Here is a 17,043-nt window from a genome sequence, read left to right on the forward strand (position 1 = left end):
GGCCTGCGGCAGGCTTTTTTTATATATTTGACCTATGGGAAAACTGCAAGGTCAGAGCGCTTTTTTCGTTCCGGGGCCGCCGGCATTGCCCGGTGAAGCCCACAGGCCGATTGTAGATTTTTTGCTCCGTGAAACCCGCGGAAAGTCCGTCCTCGACATCGGCGGCGGTCGCGGGGCCTATTCGCTGGAACTCTCCAAGGCGGGCTACGATACCGTCGTTGCCGACATCAATTCCGAGTCCCTGAAGGTTGCCGAGGCGAACGGCCTCTCGACGCGGCTTTTGCAGCCGGGCGAGAGCGTTGGCGAAGGCGTCGTGGATACGGTCATGCTGATCGAGGTCCTCGAACATGTTCCCGACCCGAAGGCGTTCCTCGGGTCTGCGATTGCGGCCGCCCGCAAGCGGGTCGTTTTTACGCTCCCGTGTACGGATGATTTTGAGCTGCTGTTCGGTCTTGGGCTTTCGTATGCGCATGTCGCGGTCTCGGACCACCTTTGGCATTTTTCCAACGAAGAAATGAAATCCATGCTGGATTCTTTTGGAAAGCCCTACCGGCTGGAACTGGGCGACCCTTTGTTCCCTTCGCTCGCGCTGTCCCTGCTCGGTCGGTACCTGAAGGGCCCGTTGGGTTACGCGGTACGTTTCCCCTTGCGGGTCGCGAACAGGCTTGGCCTGGTTCCCAAGGCCATTTCTTCGCGTTTTTACGGCGTGATAGAAATCGGTTGATTCCGGTTGACAAAATCGCCCCTGGTGGCGATATATAGAGTGAATGGAGAATTTAGTTGGCTTTTTTTTTCTAACTTTGGGTGCTGAAACGCGAGAGTGGCGGAATTGGCAGACGCGCCAGACTTAGGATCTGGTACTTCGGTGTGTGGGTTCGACTCCCACCCCTCGCAGAATTTTACAAACCAAAACAAGCATATCGGAGTTTTGTATGCCCGTTGAAATCAAAGAAACAAGCGCTACCGTGCGCACCCTCGATGTCACCATTCCCGAATCCGACCTCGCTGCCCCCTTCGAGAAGAAGCTCGCGCAGTACAAGAAGCAGGTCGCCCTCAAGGGTTTCCGCCAGGGCATGGTTCCGAAGGCCATGGTCCTGAAGCAGTTCGGTGACGCCATCCGTCACGAAGTCGTGAACGAGACGGTCGACAAGGTCATTGGCGAAGAACTCAAGAAGGCTAACATCATTCCCGTGGGCCAGCTCAAGGTGACCGAGTTCAAGGAAGACAAGGAATCCGGCATCAAGATGACCGTCGAAGTCGAAATTGACCCGGAAATCGACATCAAGGGCTATGCCGATACCGGTATCACCGTTCCGGCTACCGCCGTGCATGAAGAAGAAGTCCAGGCCGAGTTCGACCGCCTTGTCCAGATGTGGAGCAAGGACGAACACGTGGACCGCGAGGCGAAGAACGGCGACGTCGTGGTGGGCAACTACATCGAAGTCGTTATCGACGGCGAGAAGCAGGAACTTCCGGAGAACAAGGAATTCCGCAGCCTCCTCGGCGAATCCGCTTCCCCGGGATTCGATGCGGGCCTCGTTGGCGTGAAGGCCGGCGACAAGAAGGAAATCAACTTCAAGTACCCGGATGACCACAAGGACGAACGCTACCGCGGCAAGACTGCCCAGTTCAACGTCGAGATTACCGACGTGCGCGAAATCGTGCCGCCGACCTTCGACGAGGAATTCTGCAAGCAGGTGGGCGTGAAGGACGTGGAAGAGCTCAAGAGCAACCTCGCCGAAAGCCTCAGCAACCAGAAGCAGGATGCCGCGAAGACGAAGGCCGTGAACGAGGCCATCGACAAGATTATCGAGGCGAACCCGTTCGAGGTGCCGAATGCACGCGTACGCGACCTCATCAAGTGGAGCCTCAACCGCAACGTGCAGGACGAGAAGGACGCCGTGGAACCCACCGAGGAACAGCTCAAGGAACTCGGCCCCGAGGCCATCCGCGAAATCAAGAAGCACCGCATCCTCGACTTCGTCGCCACGAAGGAAAAGCTCAAGGCGAGCCAGGCCAAGGTGGACGAACGCCTGCAGCAGATGGCGAATGCCTACCACATCGGCTTCGAAGATCTGAAGAACCATTTCCGCCAGAGCGGCAGAATCAACCAGCTGCGTGACGAACTCCGCGTCCAGATGGCAGCGGACTTCATCGTGGGTATCCGCCCTGCCGCCGAAGAATCCAAGTAAAAGAGGTTAGTTAATGATCATCCCTACCGTCATCGAGACCACCGGACGCGGTGAACGCGCCTACGATATCTACTCGCGCCTCCTCAAGGAACGCATCATCTTCTTGGGCACGCCCATCAACGACGAAGTGGCGAACAACGTCATGGCCCAGTTGATTTTCCTTGAATACGAGAACCCGGAGAAGGATATCACGCTGTATATCAACAGCCCCGGTGGTTACGTGTCGGCAGGGCTTGCCATTTACGATACCATGCAGCACGTGCGCCCGAATATCGCTACCATCTGCATCGGAAGCTGCGCCTCCATGGCTGCCGTGCTTCTCGCTGCGGGTACGAAGGGCAAGCGCTATGCGCTCCCGCATTCGCGCATCATGCTGCACCAGCCGTCGGGTGCCGCTACCGGCCAGTCGACTGACATCCAGATTACTGCGAAGGAAATCGTGCGCACGAAGGATACGCTTACCGAAATCGTCGCGAAGCACACGGGCAAGTCGATAGACGAGGTCCGCGCGAAGACCGACCGCGATTTCTACATGGGCCCCGATGAAGCGAAGGCCTTTGGCGTCATCGATGAAATCTTTGTTCCGCGTAAAGAGGGAATTTAATGTATCGTAGCGGGAAAAACCATCCTACTGTGACGTGTAGCTTTTGCGGCAAGCCCGCAGAACGCGTCGAGAAGATGATTACGGGCGCGGGCGTGCATATCTGCAGCGATTGCGTGACGATGTGCTACAGGATTATCGAGGAAGACCGCTCCCGCGCGATGCAGGAGAAGGCGGCTACCGAGGCTGCCGTGCAAAAGCCGCTTCCGCTCCCGACCGAAATCAAGGCGCACCTGGACGAGTTCGTCATTGGACAGGACCAGGCGAAGATGGCCCTTTCCGTTGCGGTCTACAACCATTACAAGCGCCTGCGCTACAGGCAGGCCCATGCGGATTCCAAGGATGATGTGGAAGTCGAAAAGTCGAACCTGCTCCTGGTGGGGCCTACCGGTTCGGGCAAGACGCTTTTGGCGCAGACGATGGCGCGCTTCCTCGATGTCCCCTTTACCATTGCAGACGCGACGGTACTCACCGAGGCGGGCTACGTGGGCGAGGATGTCGAAAACATCATCGTGCGCCTTTTGCAGGCCGCTGATTACGATGTGGCGAAGGCCGAACGCGGCATTATCTTCATCGACGAAATCGACAAGATTGCGCGCAAGACGGCGAACCCCTCCATCACCCGCGACGTGAGCGGTGAAGGCGTGCAGCAGGGCCTCCTGAAGATTTTGGAAGGTACCGTGGCGGCTGTGCCGCCGAAGGGCGGTCGCAAGCACCCGGAACAGGCCCTGGTGCAGGTGAACACGAGAAACATCCTGTTCATTTGCGGTGGCGCCTTCGAGACGCTCGACAAGATTATCGCCCAGCGCGTGAACAAGGGCGGCATGGGTTTCGGTGCGGACATCCGTAGCGAGAAGGACAATACGCTCAGCGAACTCTTCAAGCAGCTCGAACCCGATGACCTTATCAAGTTCGGCCTCATTCCCGAAATCGTGGGCCGCTTGCCGATTGCTGTGGCGCTCGAGGAACTCGACGAGGCTGCCCTCCTGAATATTCTCACGCAGCCGAAGAACGCGCTTGTGAAGCAGTTCAAGAGCCTGTTCGCCATGGACGGGATTGAACTCGAATTTACCGACGAGGCGCTCAAGGAAATCGTGCACGAAACCATGACGCGCAAGACGGGGGCCCGCGGGCTCCGTTCCGTGATGGAGCGGACGCTGCAGAAGGCTATGTTTACGATGCCCGGTTCCGACGTGAAGAAGCTCGTGCTGACTGCCGAGATGGTGAAGAGCGGCCTGAGCTCCGTTGGTGTTGCGGTTTCCGGTGCAGCTAAGAAAACCCGCAAGAAGGCGTCTTAGCGCTATGAATTTTGATTTTTCGAAAACGTATCCGTTGCTCCCGCTTCGGGATGCCGTGGTGTTTCCGCATACGACCCGCCGTATTCTGGTGGGTCGCGAAATGTCGCTCCGTGCCTTGGAATTCGCGGAGAACCACAACAATGTGATTATCCTCGTTGCCCAGAAGGATGTGACGGCTGAAGAAATCCAGAATCCGATGCTCGACCTCTATTCGGTGGGCGTGATTGCGAACGTGAACGGCGTGACGCCTTTCCCGAACGGTTGCGTGAAGGCGGTGCTCGAAGGCGTGCAGATTATCGACCTGCGTTCCATCATGGTGCAGGACGGATTCTTGCATGCGACGGTTTCTCCGCGTCGGCAGCCCTTGAAGGAAAACGCGAAGACGGAATCCTTCGACGAGGTGCTCACGCGCTTCCGCGATTACGCGACAAAGAGGAATATCGCCGAGGGCATGGTCGATGCGTTCTTCGGCATGGAAAGCCAGCTGAACGCCTACTACGGTATCATCCCGTTCTTGCAGGTGTCGCTTGCCGAGAAGCAGAGCTTTCTGGAGATAGCGACGCTCGACGAAATGTCGGCGAAGCTGCTTGCGCTGATGGACGTTTCCGAGGACAACGAGAACGTGCTCGTGCGCGTGCAGCAGAGCGTGCGCCAGAAGATGGCGCAGCAGCAGAAGGAATGGTTTATCTCCGAACAGATCCGCCAGTTGCAGGACGAGCTGGACGGTGATGGCGAAGGGGCTTCGGAACCCGAACAGCTCTTGAAGAAAATCAGGGCGAAGAACTTTACCCCGGCAATCGTGGAAAAGCTCGAGGACGAGATTTCTCGCATGAGGCTCATGCAGCCGACCTCGCCGGAATATGCGGTGAGCCGCAACTACCTCGACTGGTTTTTGAACCTGCCCTACGGCGTGTACACCGACACCGTCCTCAACATGAAGAAGGTGAAGAGCGAGCTCGACTCCAAGCACTTCGGGCTCGACAAGGTGAAGGAACGCATCATGGAATACGTCGCGGTGCTCAAGCTCACCGGGACCGAACGCCGTTCCCCGATTTTGTGCCTTGTGGGGCCTCCCGGCGTGGGCAAGACGACCCTCGTGGAATCGATTGCGAACGCCATGCAGCGTAACTTTGTCCGCATTACGCTTGGCGGCGTGCGTGACGAGGCCGAAATCCGCGGCCACCGCCGCACCTACATCGGGGCGATGCCCGGCCGCTTTATCCAGGCGCTGCGCCGTGCCAAGTGCATGAACCCGATTATTCTGCTCGACGAAATTGACAAGATGGCGAGCGACTTCCGCGGTGACCCCGCGAGCGCGATGCTCGAGGTGCTGGACCCGGAACAGAACCACGACTTTACCGACCACTTTATGGAAGTGGGCCTCGATCTGAGCCGCGTGCTGTTTATCGCGACGGCGAACAGCGAAGGCGAAATCCCCGAGGCGCTGCGCGACCGTCTTGAAATCGTGCGCCTGCCCGGATACTACCCGCACGAGAAGTTGCAGATTGCAAGCAAGTACCTGGTGCCGCGCATTTGCGAACGCACCGGCGTAAAACTCGGCGAGCAGGTTTCGTTTGACGATGCGATTATCAACCAGGTGATGCGCGGCTGGACCCGCGAGGCGGGCGTGCGCGAACTGGAACGCACCCTCGAGAGTGCGGTGCGCCACCGTGCGAAAGAAATCGTGATGGGCAAGAAGATCAAGCCCGCCGTTACCGAGAAGCAGTTGCAGGAATATCTCGGCGCCCCGAGATTCCTCGACAGCCAGCTGCCCGAACCGGGCCGCCCCGGCGTGGTGACGGGCCTTGCGTGGACGAGTGTGGGCGGCGAGATTCTCCCCATCGAGTGCATGCTCCTGAGCGGCAAGGGCCAGATTATCATGACCGGAAAGCTCGGCGACGTGATGAAGGAATCCGCCCAGATTGCGGTGAGCTTGGTGCGCGAACGCCTGCACCGCTTTGGCATCGACCCCGCGATTGTCAAGAAGACGGACATCCACATCCACGTGCCCGAAGGCGCCGTGCCGAAGGACGGGCCCTCCGCGGGTATCGCCCTCACGCTGTGCCTGCTCTCTGCGTTTACCAGGATTCCCGTACCGCCTGACGTCGCGTTTACCGGCGAGGTGAGCCTCACGGGCGCATGCCTTGCGATTGGCGGGCTCAACGAGAAGGCGCTTGCCGCGCTCCAGGCCGGCGTGAAGACGCTTCGCCTGCCTGCCCAGAACAAGAAGGACGTTGACGAACTCCCAGCACCCGCGAAGAAGGGCCTCAAGATCTACACGCACAAGCACATCGATGAAATCGTGAAGATTCTGTTCGTGCAGAAGAAGGCGAAGAAGTAGGTAGCCTGAGTGTCACCCTGGAGCGCGAAGCGCGATAGGTACATTTATTGTCCCCGGTGCGCTCCGGGGATTTTTTGTATTTTGAATAAAGAAATTTGACGGACAAATTATATGTCGAAAGATAAGCCACTATATACGCTTGAAAAAAGAGATGTATTTCCTTTTGCGATTGCGGAATTGGTTCTTTTTCTTTTGCCGACAATTTTAACTGTGGCAGCGTTTGCTTTGGGTTTTTATGTAGATTATGGTACGAGTCCGGAAAAACCGGCATGGCTTCTTTCGATTGTATTCTGGCCTTTTGTTCCATTCGCATTGTGTGCCCCTTTTGTGTGCGTCTATAGAAAACTTTGGTGCGCGCCGCACGATTTCTTTACTATAGCCAAGATTTCGTTTGTTCCGTTTATTCCAGGATGGCTGTATATATTGGGCTGCGCTGTTTGGTTGTCTATCAAGTGGAAATGGGAAATGGTGGGGATTCTTGGTTTACCGTCCTTTATTTTCTTGGCTTGCTATCTCATTGTTTTACTGGGCCTTTTTCTTGCTAGACGATAACTCGTTTTATATATTTGAGCGTTGGAAAATTAGAGGCGTAAAATGGAATTCACTCTCGAAGAAATGCGTGAACACCTTGCTACTCTCGAGGCAAGGATTGCGGAAGCCTGCAAGATTGCGGGCCGTAGCCGTGAATCGGTAAAACTCGTTTGGGTGAGCAAGTTCCACCCGGCAGAAGCCGTGGAAAATGCAATCAGCCTGGGCGCTACCGACTTCGGCGAGAACCGCGTACAGGAAGCCGAACTCAAGTTCTCTGCGCCGCGCATGGCGAAGGACGGGAGCCGCGTGCGTTGCCACGTGATTGGCCCCGTGCAGAGCAACAAGTTAAAGAAGGCGGCGATTGTCGCCGACTGCATCCATTCCATCGCGAGCATCGAGGCGGTGGAAAAGCTGGAACGCGTTTGCGCGGCACTCCCCGGCAACGGCGCCGACGCGCCTCAGGGCAAGATTCTCGATATCCTCTTCCAGGTGAACGCCGGCGAAGAAGAGACGAAGAGCGGTTTGGACGTGCACGAAGCCGAGGCTTTCTTGAACGACCTTGCCGCAAAGGCGGGCGCCGCTTCCGACGGCAAGAGCGAAAACTTCCCGCACCTGCGTTTCCGCGGGCTCATGACCATCGGGAAGAACACGGGTGTCGCCGAAGACAGCCGCGAATGCTTCGCATTCCTACGCACCCTGCAGCAGAAGTTTCTCGCGAAGGGCGGTGCGTTTGCCCACTTCGACCAGCTTTCGATGGGCATGACTGGCGACCTGGAAGTCGCGATTGAAGAAGGCTCCACGATGATTCGCGTGGGCACGGCCCTCTTCGGCGAGCGCGATTACTCCAAACCGGTGAACGACCCGGCGTAGACTTCGGATTATATCGGATATTTGTCTTTGGCAGCTTCGAGTTCGGCGCTGGTCTTTTCCCAGTCTTCGTAAAGCTGGTCGACTTTCTTCTTGTTGTCGTCCATGTCCTTGGCGATGGCGGTGATGGCGTTCCCGTCGCCGCTTTCCGAGGCGGTCACGAGTTTCGCTTCGAGTTCGCCGCCGAGGGCTTCGGCCTTCGCGATATCTTCTTCGATTTTCGCGAGTTTCTTTTCGAGGGGCTTTATGACCTTGCTGCGCTCGGCGATATAGTCGGCACGCGCCTTGCGGTCTTCCTTGGCGCGCGGGGCTGCCGAGGGTGCGTCCGTTTTCACGTCGATGTTCGAAACCTTGATGTTCGCGGATTCAGTGCCGCCGGTTTTCTTTTCGGATGCCCAGCCCACCTTCTCGAGGAAGTCGGCGTACGTGCCTTCGAATATGCGGCACTTGCCGCCGTCGAATACCACGAGCCTTGTGGCGAACGCGTGCAGGAGTTCCTCGTCGTGGGTTACCACCAACGCGGTGCCCTCGTAGTCTTCGAGCGCGTCGATGAGACTCTCGATGCTTTCCATATCCAGGTGGTTCGTGGGTTCGTCGAGCAGCAGCATGTTGCATGCACTTGCGAGAATCTTCCCGAGGAGCACGCGGCTCCTTTCGCCACCGCTTAAAACCTTCACCTTCTTGAGCGCGTTGTCGCCGCTGAACATCATGAGGCCCGCAAGTCCGCGGGCGCGGCTCTTCTGCGATACTTCTTCAATCGCCGAGGCTATTTCTTCTTCGACGGTGTTTTCGAGGTTCAGGCGGTTGATATTCGTCTGTCCGAAATAGTTTATCTGTAAGTTCGGATTGTAGGTGATTTCGCCTGCGGTCGGCTGCAGTTCTTTTGCTATCAGGTTTAAAAGCGTCGTTTTACCGCGTCCGTTCGGGCCGATGACTGCGATGCGGTCGCCCTTGAAGACTTCCATCGTCAAGTCGGTGATGAGCTCGGGGCCCATTCCCTGCACGGTGCCGTCTTCGCCCTTGTTCGGGTACGCGAACGAGAGTCCCTTAATCTGCAGCATTCTCTTGCCGGGGAAACCTGCCTCGGTAAAGCTGAATTCCAAGTTGCGTTCGTGCGTGAGGCGTTCGCCCGTAGCAAGCTTTGCGGCGGCCTTGATCTTGGATTGCACCATTGCGGCCTTTGCTGCCTTGTAGCGGAAACGCTCGATGACCTTCTCGAGCTGTTCCTTCTTTTTCGCCTCGTTTTCTTGCGTGCGTTGCGCGACTTCCTCTTCTTCGGCCACCGTCTCGCGGAGCTTTTCTACGGTGCCCTTCACCTTGCGAATCTTATGGCGGAAAATCCCGGCGGTGTGCGTGCAGACCTCGTCCATAAAGTGGTGGTCGTGCGTAATCAGGAGCACTTCGCCCTTCCAGCTACGCAGAAAACGGCTGAGCCAGCGCATCGACACGATGTCGAGGTAGTTTGTCGGTTCGTCGAGCAATAGCATGTCGGGCTCGCTCGCCAAGACCTTCGCGAGGTTCAGGCGAATCTGGAAACCGCCCGAGAGGAGCGAGGGGCTCTTGTGCATGGATTCTTCGTCGAATCCGAGACCGAACAAAATCGCTTCTACCTTGTGTTCTTCCAGCCAGCCGTCTTCATTGGGCTTCAGGACGCTGCAGGCCTCCTCGTGCACGGTCGCGTGCGTGAAGTTCAGGTGCTGCTGCAGGTAGCCCAGCGTGTATTTCTTGGGAATGTCGATGGAACCGCCGTCAAGGCATTCCTGCCCGAGAATCATCTTGAACAGCGTGGACTTGCCGCAACCGTTACGGCCTACGAGCCCTACGCGCTCATGGTCGCCCACGAGCAGGCTCGCGCCATCAAGCAATACTTGCACGCCGAATGACTTGGAGACGTTCTGAATCTGGATCACGGGAGCAAATTTAGAAAAAACCGCCTGCCGTGCCAAATTCCGCACAAAATTACGAAACTTACGAAAAGTGTTGACGAATGTTTTTTTTTTCTTACATTAAAAAGTAAGAAGATTCTAACCCCTAAAAAAGGAGATAGCATGACTATCAAAAAATGGACATACGCAGTTGGCTTCACGGCGGGATTGGCGCTTGTGGCCTGTTCAGGTGAAAACGGTACGGACGGTGCTCCGGGTGCAGACGGGGCCGATGGCACGAGCTGCGTTGCCGAGGCGCTCGAGGATGGTTCCGGCTTCGACATGATTTGCGGAGGCAAGAGTGTCGGTACCGTGAAGAACGGCGAAGACGGTGCTAACGGTAAAGATGGTACCAACGGCAAGAACGGAGCCGATGGTAAAAATGGCACCAATGGTACGAACGGCACCGACGGTAAGGATGGAACTTCTTGTGTTGTGAAGCCTTTCGATGGCGGTTTCAAGGTGCTTTGCGCCGGCGACTCCGTAGGCGTGCTCGTGAATGGCGTTGATGGCACTAATGGTAAGGATGGTACCAATGGAACGGACGGCACCAACGGTACAAACGGCAAGAGCGCCTACGAACTGGCTGTGGCGGCTGGGTTCGAAGGGACCGAAGCGGAATGGCTCGCCTCGCTGAAGGGTGCTGACGGCACGAACGGTACGAATGGCACCAACGGAACGGACGGCACGAACGGTACGAACGGCAAGAGCGCTTACGAATTGGCTGTCGAGGCCGGCTTCGAGGGTACTGAGGCTGAATGGCTTGCCTCGCTGAAGGGTGCTGACGGCACGAACGGTACGAATGGCACCAACGGAACGGACGGCACCAACGGTACAAACGGCAAGAGTGCCTACGAACTGGCTGTCGAGGCCGGCTTCGAGGGTACTGAGGCGCAGTGGCTCGCCTCGCTGAAGGGTGCTGACGGCACGAACGGTACGAACGGCACCAACGGAACGGACGGCACGAACGGCAAGAGCGCGTATGAACTTGCAGTGGCGGCCGGGTTCGAAGGGACTGAAGCCGAATGGCTCGCGGCCCTGAAGGGCGCCAAGGGCGATGCCGGTGATGACGGCGTGTCTTGCGTGTTGACGGACAACAACGACGGTACCGTGACGGTGACCTGCGGCGCAAGCTCTACGACGCTTTTCAAGGCTGTGTGCGGTACTATGGCATACGACCCTGCGGAACAGTTCTGCGTCGGCGGAAAGACCTACGCCTTGTGCGAAGGAAAAACCAAGGATTATGACCCCACAACCCATGCTTGCGGTGAGAACGACATTGTTGTGCCCCTCTGCGGCGGCAAGCCATACTACGACGATCAGAAGTGCGAAGAAGGCGTAATCCTTACCCTCTGCGGCGATAAGGATGACCCGAAGTGGCATTGGTATTACGATTCAACCAAGGCCCAGTGCCTGCACAGCAAGACGCTTGGTGATAGGGATTTGGTGTTTGACCATATTCCCGTTGGCGATGGCTTTGAAAGGCAGTCGGATGTTGATTCGATGCTGTATGTTTACGTGTCCTCGACTGAAGTCCAGAAGCGCGCTTACTGTGGCTCTGCTAAATATGTTCCGGGTGCTCCTGGCTATCATGGCTTAAGCTCGACTTATGCTTCGAACTCATCTATGGTAATATATTCGTTTATCAATGATGCGGATAGTCTTTTTACCTTTAGCAACGCATCTGGTCATTTCTACAATCCTGAAACGCATTTCTGCGATATTCCTGAAGGTTCCAATCGCCTCTATGGTACAATCGTTGAAAAGTGCAATGGCGAGGAATTCAACACAACGACTCACTTCTGCGACTATAGGGAAAACAAACTTTACAGTTTCAAGAAAATAGGAACACAGATTTGGATGACGCAGAACCTTGCGTATGCTGATTCTGTTGCTACGCCGAACCTGAAGGGGCTTTGGAGTTGCCCAGGTTCTGCCGGAGCGGAAAATTTGCAGAATTGCGAGGAATACGGAATGCTTTACAAGTGGTCGGCAGCGATGGATATCGATGGTACATATCAGTCGACCCTTAATAATCCGACGGAACCCCGTCAAGGAATCTGCCCTGACGGTTGGCATCTGCCTAGCTATGATGAATTGAGCGCCCTCAATGAACATGCGAACTACTTTGCAAGTATCACTGGTGTCTCCGCACAGGAAGCCTTGATGGATGAATCCTGGAGCGGTGTTTCCAACAATCTGGGATTCAATGCGGTTATTCCGTCTACAGGTTCCGGATATACCATGTGGGGGTCTACGGAAAATGCTGCAGCAAGAGCCGCATCTTTGATGATTAATGCGACTAACGGTGTTACTCTGAATGAATCGTTTGGTAAGGGCAGCCCGCTGTATGTCCGTTGCGTCAGGAACTAGTTCCCTGATCTGAAGGCAGATCTAATTTCAAGACGGACCGGTTAACCCCGGCCCGTCTTTTTTTTATTTTTCCTGTACTATGGCAGAGAATGAACGCGGTATTAAAAAAGTTGTTGGCCTGATTGGCGTTGCGTTGGCCGTAATTCTTGTGGCCCTGTTCCATGTCGGATTTGCCAGTGCCGTCGAGAAGGAGGAACGTTCGCTTGATTCCGGTATCAAGGTCGTGCCGAGCGCAGAGACTGTGTGGAATGCTATCAAGGATAGGTCCGTGGATAGCGTGTTGGGCGCGCCGTTCTTTCGATATACGATGTACACGGATGCCGGTGGCGGGAAATCTTTTCACTCGACGCTCATAGAATATCCTTATGGAAGTTCCAAGCGCACGGATTCACTTGCGGCAAAGCCTGCACATGGAATTATCTTGTATGTACACGGGTACAACGACTATTTTTTCCAGAAGGAGCTTGCCGAGAAGGCGGATTCGGCGGGCTACGCCTTCTTTGCGATAGACCTGCACTATTGCGGGCGCTCGCTTATGCCCGGCGATGCTCGTGGCGACATGCGGAACATGCGCGAGTTCTTTGCGGAACTTGACTATGCCGTGGAACTTGCCCGCGTCATAACGAAGGAGCGTGCGGATTCGCTCCCGATGGTCTTGATGGGACATTCGCAGGGCGGCTTGCTGGCGGCATTCTATGCGGACCAGCGTCCTGAAGAGAAATTCGCGGCACTTGTCCTGAACAGTCCGTTTTTCGATTTCAACTTCAATTGGCTCGTGCGCAACCTCGCGATTCCTGTCGTTTCGGAAATAGCGATGTACTTGCCCGATTTCTCGATAGGTTCGAGCGGGAACCCGAATTACGCCTATTCGCTCGACAAGAAATATTACGGCGAGTGGGAATACAATACGGAATGGAAAAGCGAAAGCCGTCCGGAACAGTTCCTGGGTTGGGTACGCGCGATTCACAAGGCGCAACAGGAACTGCACAGGGGATTTCATATAAATTCACCGACGCTCGTGATGCACGGCGACTGCACCGAGAAGGGCGAGGAATGGTCCGAGAACTACATGCACTGCGGCGGTGTGCTCGACGTGGAACATATCGAGAAGTGGGCACCGAAAGTCGGGCCGAACGTGAAGACGGAAACGATAGCGGGCGGCCTGCACGACTTGTTCCTCTCGCGCAAGGCGGTTCGCGATGAGGCGTACGCGAAGGCGTTCCGGTTTATCGACGAGAGCCTGTAATTATTCTATCTCAAGTTTTTAGCCTTGTAGAAACTGCGCGAAAACTTTCTATTATTTGGCAGGAAAGTTTTAGCAAGGGCTCAAGATGATTATCGACCTGAAAGGCATGGAAACGACGGTGCTGCCGAACTTCAAGGGTGGCGAGAAAGAATACAAGGCAAAGATGTACTTTGACGGGACGACCCGCATTATGCACGGGACGCTCGAACAGGGAGCATCCATCGGCTACCACAAGCACGAGACCAACAGCGAAATCATGTTCTTCGTCGCGGGCAAGGGCAAGGTGCTCTTTGACGACGGTGTGGAATATGTCGAGGCTGGCCAGTGCCACTTTTGCCCGAAGGGCCATAGCCACAGTCTGATTAACGAGAATCCTGAGCCGCTCGTGTTCTACGCGTGCGTTCCGGAACTGGGATAAAAAAACGGAGTATACAAGATGTCTAAACTGATGCGTTCTATTTCGGGTATCCGCGGTATCGTTGGCGATACCCTCACCCCGCAAGTCTTGAAGAGCCACGTGCGCGCCTTCCTCGAGATTACGAAGGCGAAACGTGTGGTCATCGGGCGTGACAGCCGCCCCACCGGCGATGCCATCGTGCAGTTTGTCGCAGGTATCTGCCGCCTTTCCGGCGTGGACGTGGTGGATGTTGGCCTCTCGACGACGCCCTCGGTGGAACTCTTGACGGTGCACTTCAAGGCGGATGCGGGTATCATCATTACCGCAAGCCACAACCCGCTCGAATGGAACGCGCTCAAGTTCCTCAACAGCAAGGGACTCTTCCTCGGGCCCGATGACGTGAAGAAGCTTTTCGAACTCGCCGATGCGGACAACTTCAGCTATCCCGACTACCGCACGATGGGCAAGTACGAGGTGGCGCCGGATGCCGACGGCATCCATATCGACGGGACGCTCAAGATTCCGTTCGTGGACGTGGAGGCGATTCGCGCGAAGAAGTTCAAGGTGGCCGTAGATGCCGTGAACGGTGCGGGCAGCTACATTGTGCCGCGCCTGCTGGAACAGCTCGGCTGCGAGGTGGTGCGCGTGCATTGCGAACCCGACGGCACGTTCCCGCGCGGTGCGGAACCGATTCCGGAGAACCTGGGCGACCTGCGCGATGCCGTAAAGAAGAACGGTTGCGCGCTCGGATTTGCAGTGGACCCGGATGCCGACCGCTGCGCCCTCGTGGACGGTTTAGGACAAAGTATCGGTGAAGAATACACGCTCGCGATTGCGACTGAAGAAGTGCTTAGCCAGAAGAAGGGAAGCGTTTGCGTGAACCTTTCTACGAGCCGCATGAACGAAGATGTTGCCACGAAGTACGGCTGCGAATTCAGCCGCGCGAAGGTGGGCGAGATTAACGTGAGCCTGCAGATGATCGAGAAAGGCTGCATTATCGGCGGTGAAGGCAACGGCGGCGTGATTCTGCCGGCGCTCCACTACGGGCGTGATTCCCTTGTGGCGGCGGCGCTGGTGCTCAGCTGGATGGCGCGCCATGACGGCGGCCCCGAGAAGTTCGTTGCCGAAAACCCCGCCTACGTGATGCCGAAGAAGAAGTTCGAACTCGGCGACAAGAAGGTGGCGGATATCCTCCCGAAGGTGAAGGCGGAATTTGCCGGCTGGAAGAGCGACGAGCGCGACGGCCTGTGGCTCGGGAGCGAAAAGTCCTGGGTGCATGTGCGTGCGAGCAATACCGAGCCGGTGATTCGCGTGATTGCGGAGGCGCCGACTGCCGCGGAGGCCGAAGAACTCTGCGCGAAGGTCGAAAAACTCATCTAACCGTCGCTATGCTGCGGACTGTTTTTGAAAAAAAGAGTGCTCGTTCGGCGCTCTTTTTTATAGTTCGATTCCCGTATCGCGTTCGATGACCGTCTCGCAGGCGGCCTTGAACGTTTCGGGAGTCGCGACGATGGTCACGGTTTTCTTGGCGCGGGTGATGCCCGTGTAAAGAATCTGGCGATTTAGCAGGGGGTGCCCCAGTCGGGTCGGCAGGAACATCAGCACATGATTGTATTCGGACCCTTGGGCCTTGTGGACGGTCGAGGCGTAGGCGAGTTCGAATACGTCTTTCGGGAAAAGGTATGTGGGGTAAAAGACAAAGTCGTTCCCCTTCTTGAACATCAGATAGCCTTCGCCCGATTTATCGTAACAGAGAATGCACATGTCGCCGTTGTAGAGTCGGAAGGTTTTCTGGTTCTTGACGAGCATGAGCATCTTGCATGTTCTTTTGCTGCGGCATTTTTCGAGGACAAGGCGTTCCATGAATTGATTGATGAAGTCCGTACCGATGCCACCCTGTCTTTCGGCAGAAAGAATTTTTGATTGCGTGCAAAATTCCCACACCTTCTGACAATTTGCGTACTCCGCATCTTGCGGCGTGCACTGCTTTTGCGGATTGATTCGGCTTGCCGCATCTACAAAGCCCGAAAGGTAATTTTCAAACCAGCAGGTAAGCAGGTTCTCGACTTCGCCACGGCAATTTTCGGCGGGCAAACCCAGCATCTGCACGGCACTTCCTAGAACCCACGAGTTCAAATCCTTGAAGCCAAAAAGGGTATCGGCTTTTTCGAGGGAGGCGAGTTTCCCGATTTGGGAATTCTTGTCGAAGCGTCTCGAGACTGTCAATTTGACGGTAGAATTCGTCTTTACGCCGAGCAGGTCGCCAAGCACGGCGCCCGCATCTACAGGCGGCAACTGGTCCGCGTCGCCCAGCAGGAACAGCCGCACGCTCTTGGGAACCGCCTTCAGGAATGCCCCGAAAAGCGAGATGTCCACCATACTCGTCTCGTCGATGACAATAATCGCATTTTCGGGGAACGGGTTCTGTTCGTCGTGAAAGAACTTGTTCTCGTTCGGTTTGTAACCTAGCAGGCGGTGAATGGTATACGTTTCCGCATTCGCAATCTTGTTGTAAATTTCAAGATGGTTTTCGAATTCCTCGGAGCCGACCAGGTTCATGGAATTGACGATACTTTCCTTCATGCGGTCGGCGGCCTTGCCGCTCGGGGCGGCCAGATACAGCGGGAAGGCAAGCCTGTCCGGGTGCTCGCAGTAAAGTTCCCGAAGCAAGAAGAAGATGACGGTCGTCTTGCCCGTGCCCGGGCCACCCGTGACAATCAAGTTTTCGTTGACACCGCGCACAATCGCTTCGGCCTGTTCCGTTTCGAGCCGCACCGGATTTCCGTTAGCGTCTTTTGTGAACGAGGCGACATTCTCGATGCATTTTTCCGCAGCACCTTTTACCGGAGCGTGCGCCACAAAGAGCTCGCGGACTTTCTGTTCGACGGTAAGCTTGGAATAGAAATACTTGGTCGGGTAAAGGTAATTGTCCTTCAGCGTAAAGGGCTTCTTGAAAAAGGAATGTTCGTGCGCGTCTGTACCGACAATTCCTTCGTAACCGCCGTCGTTGATTTTTCTTGCCGCTTTCTGCAGGGATTCCTTATAGCAGGGCTCGCAAGGAATGCCGAAATTTTCGAGCGTCTTCGAAAGCCTGGCTTCCAGTTTGCCAGAATCCAGCGGAATGCGCGTATCGCCAAAATTCTGCCTGCAGAGCAAAAGGGCAAGCAAATCAAACAATTCAGGGTCCGCATCGGTGCAGAAGGTAGGAATCGCATCTAAAAGACGCCTTTGCAGCGGGGTTACGGCGCCACAGTCGACTAACGTATTCATCA

Annotated in this window: 13 protein-coding genes and 1 tRNA gene; 12 read left to right on the forward strand and 2 right to left on the reverse strand. The window is 55.9% G+C overall.

The genetic code is table 11. From position 1 onward, the window contains the following. Positions 1 to 34 precede the first annotated feature (34 nt). The 8 genes from B4A77_RS06095 to B4A77_RS06130 all read left to right on the forward strand — a co-directional run bounded on the left by B4A77_RS06095 (position 35) and on the right by B4A77_RS06130 (position 7,833). Positions 35 to 724 carry a class I SAM-dependent methyltransferase gene (locus B4A77_RS06095; RefSeq protein WP_290739194.1) on the forward strand — a complete coding sequence of 230 codons (690 nt, stop codon included), beginning with the start codon at positions 35 to 37 and terminating at the stop codon, positions 722 to 724. Between the two features lie 90 nt (positions 725 to 814). Further along, a tRNA-Leu gene (locus B4A77_RS06100) sits at positions 815 to 894 on the forward strand. A 38-nt stretch (positions 895 to 932) separates the two neighbouring features. Beyond that, positions 933 to 2,192 carry a trigger factor gene (gene tig / locus B4A77_RS06105; protein ID WP_173366176.1) on the forward strand — a complete coding sequence of 420 codons (1,260 nt, stop codon included), beginning with the start codon at positions 933 to 935 and terminating at the stop codon, positions 2,190 to 2,192. 13 nt (positions 2,193 to 2,205) lie between these two features. Then, positions 2,206 to 2,796, forward strand: a complete 591-nt coding sequence (locus tag B4A77_RS06110; protein ID WP_173366177.1) for an ATP-dependent Clp protease proteolytic subunit — start codon at positions 2,206 to 2,208, stop codon at positions 2,794 to 2,796. Next, complete coding sequence (gene clpX / locus B4A77_RS06115; protein WP_173366178.1) at positions 2,796 to 4,091, forward strand: ATP-dependent Clp protease ATP-binding subunit ClpX; 1,296 nt, start codon at positions 2,796 to 2,798, stop codon at positions 4,089 to 4,091. The genes B4A77_RS06110 and clpX overlap by 1 nt, the downstream gene beginning before the upstream one ends. Before the next feature lie 4 nt (positions 4,092 to 4,095). After that, on the forward strand, positions 4,096 to 6,432 hold the full coding sequence (lon, locus tag B4A77_RS06120) for an endopeptidase La (protein WP_290739197.1): 2,337 nt from the start codon (positions 4,096 to 4,098) through the stop codon (positions 6,430 to 6,432). Positions 6,433 to 6,543: 111 nt separating this feature from the next. After that, entirely contained in the window at positions 6,544 to 6,984 is a 441-nt protein-coding gene (locus B4A77_RS06125) for a hypothetical protein (protein WP_290739200.1), read from the forward strand. A 42-nt stretch (positions 6,985 to 7,026) separates the two neighbouring features. Further along, positions 7,027 to 7,833 carry a YggS family pyridoxal phosphate-dependent enzyme gene (locus B4A77_RS06130; protein WP_290739203.1) on the forward strand — a complete coding sequence of 269 codons (807 nt, stop codon included), beginning with the start codon at positions 7,027 to 7,029 and terminating at the stop codon, positions 7,831 to 7,833. Positions 7,834 to 7,841: 8 nt separating this feature from the next. Here the strand turns inward: B4A77_RS06130 and B4A77_RS06135 are convergent, their stop codons facing one another. Beyond that, positions 7,842 to 9,740, reverse strand: coding sequence for an ABC-F family ATP-binding cassette domain-containing protein (locus B4A77_RS06135; protein WP_290739206.1), 1,899 nt, complete (start codon positions 9,738 to 9,740; stop codon positions 7,842 to 7,844). Positions 9,741 to 9,878: 138 nt separating this feature from the next. On the opposite strand from B4A77_RS06135, the gene B4A77_RS06140 reads away from it, so the two are divergent. The 4 genes from B4A77_RS06140 (at position 9,879) to glmM (ending at position 15,151) form a co-directional block, all read left to right on the forward strand. Continuing rightward, a complete protein-coding gene (locus B4A77_RS06140; RefSeq protein WP_290739209.1) occupies positions 9,879 to 12,128 on the forward strand; it encodes an FISUMP domain-containing protein in 2,250 nt (749 codons plus the stop codon). 79 nt (positions 12,129 to 12,207) lie between these two features. Then, entirely contained in the window at positions 12,208 to 13,374 is a 1,167-nt protein-coding gene (locus B4A77_RS06145; protein WP_290739212.1) for an alpha/beta hydrolase, read from the forward strand. An 85-nt stretch (positions 13,375 to 13,459) separates the two neighbouring features. After that, on the forward strand, positions 13,460 to 13,792 hold the full coding sequence (locus B4A77_RS06150; protein ID WP_290739215.1) for a cupin domain-containing protein: 333 nt from the start codon (positions 13,460 to 13,462) through the stop codon (positions 13,790 to 13,792). A gap of 18 nt (positions 13,793 to 13,810) precedes the next feature. Then, positions 13,811 to 15,151: a phosphoglucosamine mutase gene (gene glmM, locus B4A77_RS06155; protein ID WP_290739218.1), complete on the forward strand. Its 1,341-nt coding sequence runs from the start codon at positions 13,811 to 13,813 to the stop codon at positions 15,149 to 15,151. Between the two features lie 57 nt (positions 15,152 to 15,208). Here the strand turns inward: glmM and B4A77_RS06160 are convergent, their stop codons facing one another. Further along, positions 15,209 to 17,041, reverse strand: a complete 1,833-nt coding sequence (locus tag B4A77_RS06160; protein ID WP_290739221.1) for an ATP-dependent DNA helicase — start codon at positions 17,039 to 17,041, stop codon at positions 15,209 to 15,211. Between the last annotated feature and the right edge of the window lie 2 nt (positions 17,042 to 17,043).

Origin of the sequence: Fibrobacter sp. UBA3718 (genome assembly GCF_002371935.1) — a bacterium.
Taxonomy (GTDB): domain Bacteria; phylum Fibrobacterota; class Fibrobacteria; order Fibrobacterales; family Fibrobacteraceae; genus Fibrobacter.